The following is a 17348-nucleotide window of genomic DNA, read 5'->3' on the forward strand; positions in this document are numbered from 1 at the left end:
CATGATCCCACCGCCCGGTCTCACCCAGCGCGCGGCACACCTTCTCGCCACGCTGGACTCCAACCCCACCAGCTCGAACACCTACAACACCGCGTTCGTCGCCGGCCTGCGCGACGCCGCCGGAACCCCCTGGTTTCCCCAGGCCCTGGACTGGCTGCGCCACCATCAGCACGCCGACGGTTCCTGGGGCGGCACGCTCCCCGTGCCGGTCGACCGCCTGGTCTCGACCCTCGCCGCAGTGGCCTCCCTGGGCCGGTGCGGCGAGCCGTGGGCCAAGAGCGCGGTCCAGGCCGGCGTGCACTACCTGTGGGGACACTCCGAGGACTGGCGCACCTCCCCCCACCAGACGTCCGCCTTCGAACTGGCCGTGCCGTACCTGCTGGACCAGGGCCGCCGCGCGGGCCTGAACCTGCCGGCCGAGCGCTTCGCCGACATCGAGCAACTCCGCACCGCCAAACTCGGCCGGCTCCCCGCAGTACTGCCCAGCGACGCGCCTTCCCCCCTGCTGTACTCGGCCGAACTCGTCAGCCCGCAGCTCCTCGCCCGGCAGGCCGAGCGCTTCCAGGCGGAAGACGGAAGCATCGGCTGCTCACCGGCGGCCACCGCGGCGCTGTGCCGCCACGGCGAGAACGCCGCCGCCGAGAGCTTCCTGCGCCGCCTCGCCGCACGGTCCCCCGACGGCGGCTTCCCCGAACTCGCCCCCATCGAGATCTTCATCCTCGGCTGGGCCCTCTACCCGATCGTCCGGGCCGGACTGCGCCCCGCCGGCATCGACCAGCACCTGGCGACGTTGCGCGCCGTCCTCGACACCGACGGTGTCGTCACCATGAGCGCGACCTTCCCGCTCCCCGACGCCGACGACACGGCCATGGCGATGACCATCCTCCACCGGGCGGGCACCGACGTCACGCCCTACCTGCCCCACCTGTTGACCTTCGAGCGGGACAGCTACTTCACCTGCTACGAGTTCGAACGGGACGGTTCGGTGGCCGTCAATGCCCGGGTCGCCGAAGCATTCGGTACCGAGCCGCGGCGCTATGCACCCCAGATCGAGAAGGCCGCCGGATACATCGCCGACCAACGCATCGACGGCGCCTACTGGTACGACAAGTGGCACACCTCCCCGTACTACGCGACAGCGCACGTCGCCTTCGGCCTGGCTTCCACCGCACCGAAACTCCTGGAGAGGACGGCACGGTGGCTGCGGGAAACCCAGCATCCCAACGGTTCCTGGGGAGCCGCTCAAGGACAGCCCGAGGAAACCGCGTACGCCGTCCTCGCCCTGGATGCCCTCGTACGGGCCGGGCTCACGACGGACACCTCGCCCCTGACGCGGGCGTTCGCCTACCTCTGCCACCACCTCGACGACAACGACACGCAGTACGGCGAGATGTGGAACGGCCGAGGACTCTTCACCGCACCCCACCTGACGCGGTCCGCGATCATTTCGGCCCTTCATCTGGCAACCGCGCACCTGTAGGGCGCCCTCGGCCCACCCGAACGCTTCGCCGTCGACGTGCACTCGGAAGCGGGGCCGCCGTGACCGGCGGCCCGACCGGCCAGAACGGCACCGTCCCCGCCCAGGTCATCGGCTGGGACACGGGGGAAGGGCAGGCGGCTTCAGGCGGTCCAGCCGCCCAGGTCGCGAACCACCTGGGCAAGGGTTCGGACCGGGGCGGATTCCCTGTCACTTGACCAGACCAGGCCCCAGCTCAGCCGAGGTCCGTCGTGGACGGGCAGGTACACGATGTCCGGGCGGACGTGAAACCGAAGGACGTGGGCGCCGAGGACGTGGGTGACCTGGCTCGTGCTGACGATGGTGAACAGGTTGTCCAAGTTCGGCACGACTATGTGTCGCTCGATGGGGCGTCCACGGGGAGTACGGAAGGGGGAGAAGGCGTCCTCCCAGTAGTCCGGCAGGTTGTCCGGGCCCTTGAGGACACCGTGGTCACCGAACGCCTCAGCGGACACCGAACGCCTGTCCGCCAGTTCGTGGTCGGGGCTCACCACCATCACCCGAGGCTCCGTGAACAGGACCGGCCCGACGGTCAGATCGGGCTCCTCGACAGGAAGCCACGACACCATGACGTCGACCTCCCCGGAACGGAGCGGCTCGAACGGTCTTTGGAACGGCACGTTCCGGATCTGGAGCCCCCACTCGGGACACCGCGCACGGAAGGCTTCCCAATAGGGCCGCAGGTCATAGGCGTTGCTGGGCAGCATGCCGATACGGAGAACGCCCGTTTTCCCCTGTGCGGCCAGCCTGGCCCGCTCCAGACTCTCGCTCAAGCCCTGGTAGATCGGCCCGAGGTCCGCCTTCAACTGCTCGCCGACCGCCGTCAGCCGCACGGACCGGCTGGTCCTCTCGAAGAGCTTCGCGCCGACCCCGCGCTCCTGCTTCTTGATCGCCTGGCTGACTCGTGCCACCGACACCCTCAGCCGCTCTGCCGTCCTGCCGAAATGGAGCTCGTCCGCGAGGGTCAGGAATATCTCGATGTCTCGGGTCTCCACCTTGCCCCCTGATCGTGAACCTCTGTGTTAACGCACCGTTGCAGCCTTTGCCGTTGTTCCGGGAGACCCCAGAATGCGAGGCTTCGCAGGTCAGAGCGCCGATGATAGTGCGAGACAGGAACCCCATGAAGATCACCAAGTCCACCGTGTCACTGACCGTCGAGGACGTGGCCGCCTCCAAAGACTTCTTCACCGCTCATCTAGGTTTCGGCCAGATCTTGGCCACCACCGACTTCGCCTCTTTGACGTCCTCGACCGGGCAGTATGCCGCAGCCGATCTCGTCCTGCTGCGCCGCGGCACCGAGGTGCTCCCCGAGGACCAGCGGCACCAGCGGGCGAGCGGAATCATCGTGGCGTTCACCGTGGAGGACATCGCCGCTGAGGAGCAACGACTGCGTGCGGAAGGGGCCAACATCACCATGCCGCTGCGCACCGAGCCGTGGGGCGAGAAGCTCCTGCAACTCACCGACCCCAACGGAGTGGTGGTCCAGCTCGTCGAATGGATCACCGAGGCCGACGTCTGATGCACGCCATGCCGTGGGTCACGTGGACGGTCTTCGCATGGACCGAAAGGGACGCCGTGCCCACCCGCGCCACGAGCGATCCGCACCCGTTGACCGTCCACCGCAAGCACGCGGTCACGCACGACCCGGTGTTCGCGTGGACGGCGTCCGCCACCGAACTGCGCGCAGGACGGGCCGAGGTGCGGCACCGCATCGCGGACCACCTGATCGCGGACCACCTGACAGCGGACCATCTGAAGGAAGGACACACCTCATGAGCCGAGTCTGGTTCATCACCGGAGGCAGCCGCGGTCTGGGCAGGGCCTTCACCCAGGCGGCGCTGGAATCCGGAGACTCGGTGACCACCGCCTCCAGGAGCACCGAGGGGCTCGAAGACCTGGTCGCGGCCCACCCCGGCCGGCTCCTCACCCTGCCCGTGGACGTCACCGACCGTGCGGCGGTCTTCGCCGGCGTCGCCACCGCCGTCGAGCACTACGGCAGGCTTGACGTGGTGGTGAACAACGCGGGGTTCATGTCCAACGGCATGATCGAGGAGTTCACCGAGGCCCAGGCACGGGCCCAGTTCGACGTGAACTTCTTCGGCGCGCTCTGGGTCAGCCAGGCCGCGCTGCCGTTCCTGAGACGGCAGGGTTCCGGGCACATCGTGCAGATCTCCAGCATCGCCGCACTCGGCGGTTTTCCCTCGACCGGCCTGTACAGCGCGAGCAAGTTCGCACTGGAGGGCCTGAGCGAGGCACTCGCCCACGAGGCCGCACGGTTCGGCGTCAAGGTGAGCATCGCGCAGCCGGGTGGGTACTGGACGGACCTGTACACCAGCGTCCTGTCCACCGAACCCCGCCCCGAGTACGCCGGGCTGCGCGCCGAACTGGAGCAGCAGTGGGCGGACGGTTCGGTCGACAGCGCGCCACGACTGGCGGCCCGGGCCCTGCTGGAACTCGTGGGCAGCGACGACCCTCCGCTGCGCCTGCTGTTCGGCAGCATGGTCTACGACCTCGCCTTCGACCTCTCGCGGAAGCGGATGGACACCTGGGCGGCATGGGAACGGGTCAGCCGTGCGGCCGAGGAGGCAACGCCCGCACCTGCCTGAACCTCCGCGCCCGTTCTACCGGCGCAGGACGGCGCGTCCTCCCGTGGTGACCAGGTCACCGGCTCACGGAGGGGTGAAGGTGACTGGGAGGGCCCGGGGGCCGCGGAACGTCGGGGCGTAGCCCCAGTCGACCTCGCCGCTCGGGACGTCCAGGGTCAGGTCCGGCAGGCGGCCGAACAACGTGGTGATCGCGATCTCCGTCTCCAGCCTCACCAGATGGCTGCCCAGGCAGGTGTGCGCGCCGTGGCCGAGCGCCAGGTGCGGGCGGGCGTCACGGGTGAGGTCCAGGGCGCCGGGGTCGGGGAATCGGTTCGGGTCGCGGTTCGCCGCCGCCAGCGACAGCAGCACCACGTCGCCCTTCGCCACGCGGGCGTCCGCGATCGTCAGGTCCTCGCCCGCGTACCGGTACTCCGCCACGTGGTCCGGCGGGTCCAGGCGCAGCAGTTCGTTGATCGCCCGGGACCAGTCGATGTCGCCACCGAGCAGGGCGGCTCGTTGGCCGGGGTGGTCGAGCAGGCGCAGGATGGTGGTGCCGAGGAACTGGATCATGGTGATGTGACCGGCGCCGATCACCGTCATGACCATGACCTCCAGTTCGTCACCGGTCAGCGCGCCCGACTCGATCAACCGCGTGGGCAGGTCGTCCCCCGGGTGCGCGCGTTTGTAGGCCACCAGCTTCCGGACGTAGCCCAGCACCTCGGTCAACTTCGCCTCGTCACGCGGCTGCTGGAACTTCGCGCGGTACCACATGTCCAGCACGTCGGCGGCGGGCGCGCGCTCGGTTTCCGGGACGCCCAGCAGGTCGTGCACGACGGCGACCGGGACCTCCCGGGTGTATTCGGCGACGAGGTCCGCGCGACCCCGCCCGGCGAACGACTCGATGGCGCGTGCGCAGGTCCGGGCGGTGCGCTCGCGCAGGCGGGACACGGCGGCGGGGGTGAACGCCGCGGCAACGAGCCGGCGCAACCTGGCGTGTCCGGGATCGTCCAGCTGGGACAGACCGGGCGGGTGCGGGTCGGGGTTGACGGGGGCGCCGCTGCCCAGGCGGCGGTCCGCCAGGCAGGCGCGGACGTCGTCGTACCGGGTCACCAGCCACGTCCGGCCCGGGGCGTGGGGGTCGTCGACGGGGCAGACCGGGTCGTGCTCGCGCAACCAGGCGTAGCCCGGGTACGGGTCAGCGGTCACGACGGCCGGCCGGCGATCAGCAGCTTCTCCAGCGGGGACGCGGCGAGCGGCACGACCCGCGACTCGGTGAGCCCGGCCTCGCCCAGCCATGCCGCGAGGTCGGCGTAGCGGTGCACGCCGCCGGCGTGGCCCTGCCACAGGGTCAGGTCGAACATGCTGAGGTACCCGGCCGCGGCGGGGCCGAGCCCGGCCGGTGGTTCCCGGTCGTGGTCGAGGATGGCGATGCTTCCCGTGGGGGACAGCGATTTCGCCGCGCGGCGGAACAGCTCGCGGCACTCCTCGGGGCGGTGGCCGTGCAGGACGTTGAACAGCAGTACCAGGTCGTGCCCGGAGCCCAGATCGTCGGTGAGGTAGTCGCCCGCCTGCGCCGTCACCCGGTCCGGCGGGGCGTCCTCGCGCAGGGCCGTGATCGTCTCGGGCAGGTCGAAGACGGTGATCCGCACGTCCGGGCGACGGCGGCACAGTTCCACGGCGTGGTCGCCGTGGCCGCCCCCGATGTCCAGGACGGTCGCCGCGGGGGGCAGTGCGGCGGCGATGTCATCGGCCAGGTCCACGGCGGCGCCGGCGAGCATCCGGCGCAGGCGGGCCCCGGAGGCGGGGCGTTCGCTCAGCCAGGTGTAGAAGCCGCGGCGGGGCGTGCCGGTACGGATGGTGTCCTCGACGTCGGCCCAGTGCTCGAACAGGACCTCGTGCCAGAACAGTTCGGCGTCCACCGGGCCGGGTGTCGCGGCGGTCGTGACCCCGTCGGAGTCGCCGTCACGCCGCAGGTAGCCGAAGGTCACCAGGACGTGCACCAGGCTGCGCACTCCGGCCGGGTCGCCGTCGATGGCGGTGGCCAGTTCCTCGACGGACAACGGGCCGGCTTCCAGCGCGGTGAACACCCCGAGCCGCACACCGGCGATCATGGCCCGGTACCCGGCCGCGCCGAGCCGGTCCAGCACCGGGGCCGGGACACCAGAGGATCCTTGGGGCAATGGCATGATCATCCACTTCCGGAAAGCGCGCCGGCACCCGTGAGGAAGTCCAGGTGCCTGCGCAGCATTCGCTCGTCGGCCGGGGGGAACCCCACCCCCGCCCCGGCCGCGGCGGCCCAGGTGCGGGAGCAGTCGAACCGCGGGTGCGGGCGGGGGCGTTCGGGCAGGGAGAAGGCGAGCGGGGCGAAGGGCCCGGCCGGGTCGGCGAGCATCCGCTCCCGCCATCGGTGGTACGGCACCACCTCGGTCGGGTGACCGGCCGAGGTGAGGGCGGCGGCGAGGGCGGCCCGGGTGAGGCCGCCGTCACCGTGGTAGTGGTGGTCCCGGCAGCGGTGCTCCGGGGCCAGGGAGAGGGCGACGACCGCCGCGGCCACCGTGTCCACGGGCACCATGTCCAGCACCTCGGCGGTGTCCGGGACGGCGCCCGCGGCGACGCATCCGGTGAGCCAGCGGCTGAAGGCGGAGCGCGGGTCGGCGGCGCCGGTGGCGGTGGCGCCGACGATGGCCGCGATGCGGTGGATCGAAACGGGCAGGCCGTGGCCGCGGGCGGCGGCGGCCATCGCGTCGGCCACCCATTTGCTGAGGTCGTAGCCGCTGCTGAGGCCGCTCGGGTCGGTGGGGGCGTCGGCTTCGGTGACGACGCGGTCGTCGTAGGCGTCACCGAGGAAGACGCCGAGGGTGGAGATCAGGTGCAGCGGGGCCCCGCTGTCGCCGGCCAGGCGCAGGATCGCGGCGGTGGCGTCGACGTGGGCGGGTTTGAGGGCGTCGTAGGGCGCGGCGAAGTGCGGCACGGCGGCGTTGTGGTAGATCGCGTCCACGGTCGTGAGGGTCGCGTGGTCCGCCGTGGACAGACCGAGACCGGGTGCGGACAGGTCGCCGGGGACCGGGACCACGCGGTCGGTGACCGGCAGCCGGTCGATCGAGCCCTGGCGGACGAGGCAGTGGATCCGGGCGTCGGTCCGGGTCAGGAGCTGGTCGAGGAGGTGGCGGCCGAGGAAGCCGGTGGCGCCGGTGAGCAGGATCCGGCGCGGCGTGCCGGCCGGGGGGACGCCGGGTGGGCGCACGGTGCGGAGACGGATGTCGGGTGGGGGGACGGCGTCGGCGCGCAACCGGTCGACCGTGGGCAGGTCCGCCGGGGCGCCGTCGTCGACGGCTGCTGCGAACGCCGCCACGGTGGGGGCGGTGAACAGGGTGCGCATCGGCACCGTGACGCCGAGGCGGTCGCGGACGGCGGCGAGGACGTGGGCGGCGATGAGCGAGTGCCCGCCGATGGCGAAGAAGTCCGCGGTGCGGTCCACGTCGGGCTGGTCGAGAACGGTGGCCCAGATGGCGGCGACGGCCCGTTCGGTGGCGGTCCGGGGCGGATCGGCCGGGGCGCGGGGGCGGGTGGGGGGTTCGGGGAGGGCGGCGTTGTCGACCTTGCCGGTGCTCGTGGTGGGCAGGGCGTCGAGCACGACCACGGTGTCCGGCACGAGGTGCGCGGGCAGGCGGTCGGCGCAGAAGGCGCGCAGGCCGGGAACGTCCGGGACGGCTACCCGCGGGTCGGGGGTGGCCGGATCGGGCGCGGTCGAGGTGGGCGCGGTCGAGGTCGGGGCGCCGACGTAGCCGATGAGCCGGTCGCCCCTGGCGACCACCACGGCCTCCGCGACGGCCGGGTGCGCGGCGAGCACGGCCGCCACCTCCCCCGGCTCCACCCGGTTGCCGCGGATCTTGACCTGGTCGTCGGCCCGGCCGACGAATTCGAGCGTGCCGTGCCGGTTCAGCCGCGCGAGGTCGCCGGTCCGGTACATCCGGGCGCCGGGGCGGGCGCCGTACGGGTCGGCGAAGAACGCCGCGGCGGTCGCGACCGGGTTCCCCCGGTACCCCCGGGCGGGCGCCGTGCCTCCGATGTAGACCTCGCCGACCACGCCGACGGGCACCCGGCGCAGGGCCCGGTCGAGGAGGTGGACGCGGACGTTCGGCAGCGGGCGGCCGATCGGCAGGCGGGTGGGGTGCTCACGGCCGTCGACGGTGCGGTGGCTGGTCGCGCAGACGGTGGCTTCCGTCGGGCCGTAGTGGTTGTGGAGGGGGATGCCGTGCTCCGCCCACGCGCGGACGGTCGCCGCCGGGACGATGTCGCCGCCGACCGTCATGAACTCCAACGGGAGACGTTCCCCGGCGAGATCGGCCACCCAGCGCTGCCAGAGGGGAGCCGCCGTGTCCACCGCGGACAGGCGGTGCTCTACGCAGAGCTTGAGGAGGTCCGGTCCCGTGAGACTGCCCGGGTCGGGGTGGATGACCAGGGTGGCCCCGACCGCGAGGACCGGGAAGACGTCGCCGAACGCGGCGTCGAAGTGCGGGGGCGGGACCATCAGGAGGCGGTGCGCGGCGGTGAGGCCGTGTTCGGCGATGAACGCGGCGGTGAGGTTGAGGAGGGTGTCGTGCTGCACCTCGACGCCCTTGGGTGCGCCGGTGGAGCCGGAGGTGTGGACGACGTAGGCGAGTTGGGACGGGTGGAGGGGCACGGGTTCGTGGTGGCCGGTGGTGGGGAGGGCGTCGCGGGTCAGGACCGTCCTCGCACCACTGGCGGTGATCAGGGCGTGTTGGCGGGAGGGCGGCTGGGCGGGGTCGACGGGGACGAAACAGCCGCCCGCCTTGAGCACGCCGAGGATCGCGACGATCGCGTCGGCGCTGGACGGGATGGTGATCGCGACCGGGTCCTCGCTGCGGATGCCGGCCCCGCGCAGGTGGCGGGCGACGGCTGAGGACCTGCGGTCCAGGTCGCGGTAGGTGAGGGGAGCGGCGGCGAGGTCAAGGACGGCGGTGGCGTCAGGGGTCCGGGCGGCGCGGGCCGTGATCAGGTCCACCACGGTCCTGGCGGCCGGGCGGGTGTCCGGTCCGGCGGGGGAGGTCGGACCGGACCGGGTGTGGAGGGCGGCGTGGACGGCACTGTCGGCCGGGGACAACAGGTCCAGGTGGGACAGGGGACGACCGGGGTGGCGGACCACGGCCTCCATGACCGCCAGCACCTGGTCGGCGATCCCGGTGATCGTGTCCGCCTCGTACCGGTCGGTGCGGTAGTCGATGAGGGCGGGCCAGTCGCCCGCGCGTTCCCTGATGTGGAGGGTGAGGTCGAAACGGCTGGTGGCGCGGTCGACCGGCAGCGGGGTGGTGGTCAGGCCGGTGAAGGTGACGGGGGCCGTCTCGCGGTTGAGGACCAGCATCGTCCGGAAGAGGGGGTGGTCGTCCCGTGGGGCGGGGACCGTGGTGAGGATGTCGGCCAGGGAGACGTCGGCGTGGTCCATCGCATCGGCCACCACCCCGGTGGCGTCGGCGAGCAGGTCGCGGGGGGTGGCTCGACGGTCCGTGCGGAGCCGGAGCGGGAGGGTCGTGACGAACATGCCGATCGCGTCGTCCCACCCGGCCGGGCGGGTGCTGACGGGGGCGCCGACGACGAGGTCGTCACCACCGTCCCGGGTGGCGGAGACGAGGGCGAAGACGGCGAGGAGACCGGCGAAGGCGGTGGCCCGCTCGCCCCGGCACCAGGTGGCGAAGCGGCGGGCGAGCCCGGCCGGCACGGTGAACCGGTGGGTGGCACCGGGACCGGCGCCCCCGCCGCGGGCGTGAGCCGGGCCCGGGCCGGATTCCGAATGCGGCGATCCGCCCGCTGCGGGGGTCGGGGCCGTGCCGTACGGGTGGTCCGGCGAGGGTCCGGAGACAGGCGGGGCGTCGCGGAGGGTTTCCGCCCAGAACTCGATGGTCCGTTGCCGTGGACCCACGGCTGCCGGCGCGGTGACCGGTGGTCCCGGTGCGCGGGCCTTCGTGTGGAGCGCGGCCCCCGGCGCCGGGACGTCCGTGGCACCGGACCGGGGCGAGGAGGCCGGATGCACGGTGGTCAGGGTCGTCAGCAGGATCGACATCGACGTGTCGTCGCAGATGAGGTGGTGAGCGGTGATCGTCAGGAGATGGGTCGAGGGGGAGGTTCTGATCAGGTGGGCCCGCACCAACGGGCGCCGGGTCAGGTCGAAGGGGCGGTCGGCGTCCCGGGCGGCCAGGCGTTCGGCCTCCGGCCACGGGTCCGCGTGGGCGCTCAGGTCGGTGGTGCGCCAGGCCCTCGCCAACAGCGCGTCGGTGTAGGGCGCCGCGCTCAGCTGCGGGGCGTCGTCGGGGCCGACGACCGCCGATCGCAGGACGGGATGGGTGGCCAGGGTGTGGGCGAACCCGGCGCGCAGGTCCGCCTCGTCGAGCGCACCCTGCAACCGGAACGCGGCGTGCACGACGTAGGCGCCGTCGTCCTGGCCCGCCTGGTGGATGATCCACAGTCCGTGCTGCGGGCCGGACAGCCGTCCCGGTGGAGCGGGCACCGTCTCCGGGCTCTCCGGGGTCTGCGGGGGCTGCGGGGGCTGCGGGGTGTCGGGTTGGCTCCGGCCGGCTTCGATCGCGGCGGCCAGGGCGGCGACGGTGGGGTGGGCGAACAGGGTTCTGATCGTCACCTCCACGCCGACCGACGCCCGGATCTTGGCGACGGCCTTCGCTGCCGCCAGGGAGTGGCCGCCGGACAGGAAGAAGTCGTCGTCGCGCTGCACCGGGCGGGCCAGCAGACCTGCGAAGACCTCCGCGATCGTGGTCTCCAGACCCGGGTGGGGATCAGCGGCGGCGGTCTCCTCCGCCGGCGGGGGCAGCGCGCGGACGTTCAACTTTCCGGAGCTGGTCAGCGGGAACGCGTCCACGGACACCACTGCCGACGGCACCAGGTAGGCGGGAAGGACACGGCCCAGCCGCTCCCGCACCCCGGGCCAACGGGCCTGCCCGGCAGCCCAGATCACATAGGCCACCAGTCGGTCACCGTCACCGGCCACGCGGGCGTCGGCGACCTCCGGGTCCGCCCGCAGCGCCGCTTCCACCTCGCCCGGTTCCACCCGGTGGCCACGCACCTTGAGCTGCGCGTCCACCCGCCCGACGAACTCCACGACACCGCTCGGCCGGCGCCGCGCCAGGTCGCCCGTCGCGTACATGCGCGCACCGGGGACCGGCGAGAACGGGTCGGCGACGAACCTCGTCGCGGTCCGGCCGGGCGCGCCGAGATAGCCGCGCGCCAGCGGGAAACCCCCCAGGTACACCTCGCCGACCACGTCGTCGTCAACCGGTCGCAGGCCCGCGTTCAGCAGGTACCCGGCCACGCCGTCGAGCGGGTCGCCGATGCCGAACCGGCCGCCTCGGTGCACCCGTTCGGCGGTCGACCAGATCGTCGTCTCGGTCGGGCCGTACGTGTTCCACAGCTCGGCCCCGCCCAGCGACCCGGCCAGCTCCGGCGTCAGCACCTCCCCGATCGACACCCGGACCCGCACGCACTCCGGCACGCCCCCGGCCGCCACCAGCACCGCCCACACCGACGGGGTGACCTGGACGACCGTGACCGCCTCGGCCCTCAGCCGCCGCGCCAGCGCGGGACCGTCCACCACGACCTCCGGCGGGACCGCCACCACCCGGGCGCCCACCGTCAGCGGCCCCACCAGTTCCCACACCGAGATGTCGAACGCCGGGGAGGTCATGGCCGCCACCGCGTCCCCGGCGCGCAGCCCCACCAACGCCGTCGACCGGGCCAGCATCCCGGCCAGCGCGCGGTGCGGCACGCCCACCGCCTTCGGGCGGCCGGTCGATCCGGACGTGTGGAGCACGTACGCCAGTGACTCGGGTGCGATGCGCGGATCGACGCGCTCGAACTCCTCCGGCAGGTCCGGGATCTCGGTCAGCACCACGCGGGCGGCCCCGGTGACGGCCCGGCGCCTGGGCTCGGGCCACGACGGTTCCACCGGCACGTACACCGCGCCTGCCCGCCAGATCCCGAGGACGGCCACCACCAGGTCCGTACCGCGCGGCAGGTCCACCGCGACCCACGCCTCCGGCCCGGCGCCCTTCGCCCGCAGCACCGAGGCCAGCGCCGCCGAACGGCGGTCCAACTCGGCGTAGGACACCCCGCCCACCGCGAGGCCGTCCGCGTCGAACCGGACCAGCTCCAGCACGGTCGACGGCGCCGGAGCACCGGTCGGCCCGGCGACCGGAGCGGCCACCGTCGAAGGGCCCGCCGTCAACGCCGACAACCGGCGGTCGGGGTCGGTGCACGCACGGTCCAGCAAGGCCAGCAGCCGCCCGGCGACACCGTCGACCGTCGCCCCGTCGAACAGGTCCGTGTCGTGCTCGGTGACCACGGCCATCTCCGTGCCGCCGGACTCCACCATCACGGTGAGGTCGACGTCGGCCGTGCCCGTGTCCGGCAGCATCCGGTCGGCCCGCACGCCGGGGAGGACCACCTCGGGCGGGTCCTGCATCACGAGGTGCGCCTGGCACAGCGGCGCGTGGCTCGGGTCGCGGGAGGCGCCGACCGCCTCGACGATCCGGTCGAACGGGACTGCCGCGCCGCCCAGTCCCGCCGCGACCGCGCGGCGGGCCCTGGCCACCAGCTCGCGGAAGGTCGGATCGCCGCCGATCCCCACCCGCAACGGCACCGGGTTCACGAACATTCCGACGACGCCGTCGAACTCCGGCCCCGGCCGCCCGGACCACAGGGTGGCGACCACGACGTCGTCCTGACCCGCCGTCGTGCCCAACGTGGCGGCGTACGCGGCCTGGAGCACGACGAACCGGGTGGCGCGGGTGGCGCGGGCGAGCGCGTCGACCCGCGCGGTGAGCCCCGCGGGGACGGCGTGGCGGCGCAACTCCCCCCGGAAGGCGCGCATCCGCGGACGGGGCCGGTCGGTGGGCAGGGTGAGCAGGTCCGGCACACCGTCCAGATCGGCCACCCGGCGGGAGGGGTCCTCGTCGATGGCGTCCGGCGGCGCTCCAGGATCCGGCAGCGGCCGGGCGGGGTCGGCGTACAGGGCACTGATCTCCCGGCACAGCACCGACAGGGACGCACCGTCGACGACCGCGTGGTGCGTGTTGATCACCAGTACGTGGTCGGTCGGCGTGATCCGGCCCAGCCGGATCCGGAACAGCGGCCCGGTGCGCAGGTCGAACGGCTCCCGTGCGGCCTGCGCCGCGAACGCTTCAGCGGCAGCGTCTGCGTCAGTGGCTGTGGCTGTCGCTGCGGCTGCGGCTGTGGAAGTCCCTGTGGCTGGCACCGTCCGGACCACGACGTCCGCCGCGCCCACCGGGCCCACCCGTCCCACCGGCTCGCCGTCGACCTCGTCGAGGGTGGTGCGCAGCACCGGGTGCCGGGCGAGCACCAGGTCCGCCGCGCGCCGGAGCGCGTCCACCGACACGGGGCCGGCCAACCGGAACACCGCCGGGTTGTTGTGCAGGGGTGCGCCATCGGCGAACGCTTCGAGGAACCACAGGCGCCGGGCCCCGGGCGGGAGCGGGACCGTCATCGGTAGGCTCCCCTATCTCCGAACCGGCGCCGGTACGCGGCCAGGTGTTCCGGGTCCGCCCGCAGGAACGGCGCGTCGGCGGCCACCATGTGCCGCACCGCAAGCAACGGCAGCGGGCTGCGCATCGGCCGGAAGTCCGCGTTCCACAGACCGCGCGCGGGCGGCGGTCCCGGGTGGAACTCACCGACCATCAGGCCGCGTTCCACGAAGCCGGGCTTCAGCTCCCGCTGCGTGCGGTCGATCTCCTCGGGCGTGACGTCCGGCAGCACCACCAGGACCGTCCGGTACCGGGCCTGCGGCCCCTCACGCGGCGGCAGGTCGGGGAACCAGTCGCGGTAGGCGGTCATCACCGCCGGCAGGTCCGGCCGTCCGGGGTGTACGGCGAGGAAGAACCCGCCCCGTTCCAGCGAGACGGCCGTGTACGGGCAGACGTCGCCGCTCCGCCCCAGATCGGGGTGCGGTCGGCACAGGTAGGACCGCGCCCACGCCAGCACCACCTCGCCGGCGGCGGGCAGGTCCGGGTGGTCCGGCTCGAACAGCGCGACGTCGCCTTCCGGGTGGCTCAGCATGTCCCGCTCCGCTTCCACCGCGCCGCAGCGAGCAACGTGACCGTGCCGAGCGCGGCGAGGCCACCGAGGAGGCGGTCCTGGCGGCGGGCCCGGGCGAGTGCGTCGCCGTACGGGAGGCTGCTGTGGCTGATCATCGCGTACAGCGTCCGCCACCCCGGTACCAGGCGGCCGAGCGCGAAGTCGATCCGCTTGCGGGCCAGGAACACCGGTGAGCGCACCCGGTCGCGCAGTTCCACGAAGTTCTGCGCGGACAACTCGGCGAGCACGTCGGTGTGCGGGCGGCGGCGGGCCTCGAACGCGGCGAGCGCCTCGCCCGGGGCGTGCTCGGCGAGACACGCGTCGAGCACCGCGCAGTCCTCGAACGCGGCGTTCATCCCCTGGCCGTAGAACGGGAACACGGCGTGTGCGGCGTCACCGACGAGGACGACGCGGTCGTGCTGCCACGGCGCGGTGCGCACCGACACCAGGCTGCCCGGCTCGTGCGCGAGGAACTGCGTGACCAGGTCCGGCACCAGATCGGTCAGGTCGCCGAACTCCTCGGCCAGGAACGCTCCGGCCCGCGCCGGGTCGCGCAGCCCCGAGAACCCGGTGTCGCCGTCGAACGGCAGGAACACGGTGCCGGTCAGCGATCCGTCCGGGTTGGGGTGCGCCACCACCAGTCCGCGGCTGCTCGGCCACACGTGCAACGCCTCCGGTCGGTCGACGGCCGGGATGGTGAACTCCCGGTAGCCCCAGTCCAGGTGCGTCTGGTGGAACTCGGCGCGCACCCGGCGGTGCAGATGCGTGCGCACGGTCGAGTACGCGCCGTCCGCGCCCACGACGAGATCAGCCGGGAACGTCCGGGTCGGGGTGCGCACCTCGGTACCGGTCAGGCCGGTGACCCGGTGCCCGAACCACAGCCGCACCCGGGGGAGCGATGCGGCGGCGTCGAGCAGGGCGATGTTGAGGTCGTGGCGGCGGACCGCGTGCAGCACCTCGGTGTCGTCCGCGCCGTAGGGCTGGTAGGTGACCCGGCCGCCGTGGTGGACGATCCGCCCGCGCATGGGAACCGCCGTGGCCAGGGCCTCCTCCAGGAGGCCGATGTCGCGCAGCGCCGCCCGCCCGCGTTCGGACAGCCCGACGCTGATCGACGCGGCCTCCGGGCCGTTCGTGCCGCGCGGGTCGGCGCGCCGCTCCACCACGTCCACCCGGTGGCCGCGGCGGGCCAGCCGGATCGCCAGCATCGTTCCGGCCATGCCCGCCCCGACGATGACGACGTTCATGTCCGGCCCCCGGCCGAGCCCACCGGGGCCACCGGGGCCACCGCGTCCGTCGGGGACAGGACTTCAGCGAGATCGGCGGGGGTGGAGGCGTCGAACACGGTGGCCACGGATGCCTCCACGGCCAGTTCGACCCGGATCCGGCTGACCAGCGCGGTGGCCATGAGCGAGGTGCCGCCGAGGGCGAAGAAGTCGTCGTCCGGCTGGACCGCGTCCGCCGACAGCACCTCGGCGAACAACCGGGCGAGGTCGTCGACGAGCGCGCCCGACGCCCGCGGCGCGGGCTCGGCGAACGCGGCCCGGTCCAGTTTTCCGTTGGGGGTCAACGGGAAGTGCGCGACCACCTCGATCAGGTCCGGGACGAGGTGGGCCGGCAGCCGTTCGGCGAGGTGCGCGCGCAGGTCCGGCACGCTCGCCCCGCGCGGCACCACGTAGCCCACCAGATAGGCGCCGAGCGGTCCGGGGTGGGCGACGACCGCCGCCCGTGCCACCGCCGGGTGGGCGCCGAGCGCGGCCTCCACCTCGGCCGGTTCGACCCGGTGGCCGCGGATCTTCACCTGGTCGTCGGCCCGGCCGAGGAACAGCAGGTCACCGTCCGGCAGCACGCGGACCAGGTCGCCGGTGCGGAACATGCGCGCCCCGGGCGGACCCCACGGGTCGGCGACGAACCGCTGCGCGGTCGGCCCCGGGCGGCCCAGATAGCCGCGCGCGACCCCGGCGCCGCCGATGTACAGCTCGCCCTCGGCGGCCGGGGCGCACTTCTCGTCCAGCACCCGTAGTGCGGTGCCGGGGACCGCCGCCCCGATCGGCACCACCGGGCCGCCGGTGAGCGGCGCGCTCATGGTGGCGCACGCGGTCGTCTCGGTCGGGCCGTAGGCATTGATCATCCGGCGGCCGGCGGACCAACGGGCGACGAGGTCCGGGCCCGGTGCCTCCCCCGCGACGATCAGGCAGGCGACCGAAGGCAGCGCCAGGTCCGGCTGGGCGGCGAGCGCGCTCGGCGGCATGCACACATGGGTGACGCCGTGTTCGGCGACGAACCGGGCGAACGGTTCACCCGGCGGAAGGCCCTCGGGCGGCGCGAGGACGAGGGTGGCCCCGGTGAGCAGCGCCATGCACAGGTCGGCGACGGCCACGTCGAAGCCGACCGAGGCGTACTGCAACACCCGGGCGCCCGGTCCGGCACCGAAACGTTCCCGCTGCGCCGCGACGAGAGGGGCGATCCCCGCATGGGGAACGACCACGCCCTTGGGCTTTCCGGTCGAGCCGGAGGTGTAGATGACGTAGGCGGCGCACGCCGGATCGGGATCCGTCACCGGGGCGGCGGACACCGCCGCGGCCTCCAGCGCCCGCAGCTCCCCCGGCGTCAGCACCAGGGCGGGCCGGGCGTCGCCGAGCACGGCGAGCAGCCGGTCCGGCGGTTGGGCGGGGTCGACCGGCAGGTACGCGGCTCCCGCGGCGAGCACGGCGACGACGGCCACCACCATGTCCGCGCCGCGCGGGATCGCGACGGCGACGACGTCGTCAGGGCCGACCCCACGGTCGCGCAGCCCGCCCGCCACCGCCCGGGCGCGGGCGTCGAGCTCACCGTAGGAGAGCGTGTCGTCAGCGGTGACCACCGCGATCGACTCCGGGGCCCGGGCGACCTGGCGCCGGAACATCCCCACCATCGTCTCGACCGGTAAGGGATTCACCTTTTCTAATCGCGCGTCCACTGCGGTTTCACACTCCGTGACCCACGGAAATCAATTAGGGGAACGAGGGGAACTCTGTCCCATGACGCGGATCGGTGTCAACGAGGTCGACGAGGTGCTTACATCGGCGTTCCTCCGATGCGCCGACCACAGCGGCAATTGTGAGAACGTGCGTGAGAACTTGCTAACAAAAATC

General features: G+C 73.3%; 11 protein-coding genes. 4 read left to right on the forward strand and 7 right to left on the reverse strand.

All coding sequences use genetic code 11. From position 1 onward, the window contains the following. Position 1: 1 nt before the first annotated feature. Positions 2-1480 (forward strand): prenyltransferase/squalene oxidase repeat-containing protein, encoded by a 1479-nt coding sequence (locus tag ACFYOU_RS21175; protein ID WP_391307509.1) that lies wholly within the window; start codon positions 2-4, stop codon positions 1478-1480. A gap of 140 nt (positions 1481-1620) precedes the next feature. Here ACFYOU_RS21175 and ACFYOU_RS21180 read toward each other — a convergent pair whose 3' ends face one another. After that, a complete protein-coding gene (locus tag ACFYOU_RS21180) occupies positions 1621-2511 on the reverse strand; it encodes a LysR substrate-binding domain-containing protein (protein WP_391307511.1) in 891 nt (296 codons plus the stop codon). 125 nt (positions 2512-2636) lie between these two features. Here ACFYOU_RS21180 and ACFYOU_RS21185 point away from each other — a divergent pair, with 125 nt between their 5' ends. Genes ACFYOU_RS21185 through ACFYOU_RS21195 form a run of 3 tightly spaced genes read left to right on the forward strand, consistent with a single transcriptional unit; the run spans position 2637 to position 4122 of the window. Then, entirely contained in the window at positions 2637-3035 is a 399-nt protein-coding gene (locus tag ACFYOU_RS21185; RefSeq protein ID WP_391307513.1) for a VOC family protein, read from the forward strand. 8 nt (positions 3036-3043) lie between these two features. Then, positions 3044-3292 carry a hypothetical protein gene (locus tag ACFYOU_RS21190; protein ID WP_391307515.1) on the forward strand — a complete coding sequence of 83 codons (249 nt, stop codon included), beginning with the start codon at positions 3044-3046 and terminating at the stop codon, positions 3290-3292. Continuing rightward, positions 3289-4122 (forward strand): SDR family NAD(P)-dependent oxidoreductase, encoded by an 834-nt coding sequence (locus ACFYOU_RS21195; protein WP_391307517.1) that lies wholly within the window; start codon positions 3289-3291, stop codon positions 4120-4122. The genes ACFYOU_RS21190 and ACFYOU_RS21195 overlap by 4 nt, the downstream gene beginning before the upstream one ends. A gap of 63 nt (positions 4123-4185) precedes the next feature. Here the strand turns inward: ACFYOU_RS21195 and ACFYOU_RS21200 are convergent, their stop codons facing one another. The 6 genes from ACFYOU_RS21200 to ACFYOU_RS21225 are packed head-to-tail and all read right to left on the reverse strand — an operon-like array spanning position 4186 to position 17128. Beyond that, positions 4186-5307, reverse strand: coding sequence for a cytochrome P450 (locus tag ACFYOU_RS21200; RefSeq protein WP_391307519.1), 1122 nt, complete (start codon positions 5305-5307; stop codon positions 4186-4188). Continuing rightward, positions 5304-6287 carry a methyltransferase gene (locus tag ACFYOU_RS21205; protein ID WP_391307520.1) on the reverse strand — a complete coding sequence of 328 codons (984 nt, stop codon included), beginning with the start codon at positions 6285-6287 and terminating at the stop codon, positions 5304-5306. The genes ACFYOU_RS21200 and ACFYOU_RS21205 overlap by 4 nt, the downstream gene beginning before the upstream one ends. 2 nt (positions 6288-6289) lie before the next feature. Beyond that, a complete protein-coding gene (locus ACFYOU_RS21210; RefSeq protein ID WP_391307522.1) occupies positions 6290-13630 on the reverse strand; it encodes an amino acid adenylation domain-containing protein in 7341 nt (2446 codons plus the stop codon). After that, positions 13627-14199, reverse strand: a complete 573-nt coding sequence (locus ACFYOU_RS21215; RefSeq protein WP_391307523.1) for a DUF6875 domain-containing protein — start codon at positions 14197-14199, stop codon at positions 13627-13629. Before ACFYOU_RS21215 ends, ACFYOU_RS21210 begins: the two co-directional genes overlap by 4 nt. After that, complete coding sequence (locus ACFYOU_RS21220) at positions 14193-15461, reverse strand: FAD-dependent oxidoreductase (RefSeq protein WP_391307525.1); 1269 nt, start codon at positions 15459-15461, stop codon at positions 14193-14195. Before ACFYOU_RS21220 ends, ACFYOU_RS21215 begins: the two co-directional genes overlap by 7 nt. Beyond that, on the reverse strand, positions 15458-17128 hold the full coding sequence (locus ACFYOU_RS21225; protein ID WP_391307662.1) for an amino acid adenylation domain-containing protein: 1671 nt from the start codon (positions 17126-17128) through the stop codon (positions 15458-15460). The genes ACFYOU_RS21220 and ACFYOU_RS21225 overlap by 4 nt, the downstream gene beginning before the upstream one ends. Positions 17129-17348: the final 220 nt, after the last annotated feature.

Source organism: Streptomyces sp. NPDC005955 (genome assembly GCF_042871255.1).
In the GTDB taxonomy this organism is placed as follows: Bacteria; Actinomycetota; Actinomycetes; order Streptomycetales; family Streptomycetaceae; genus Streptomyces.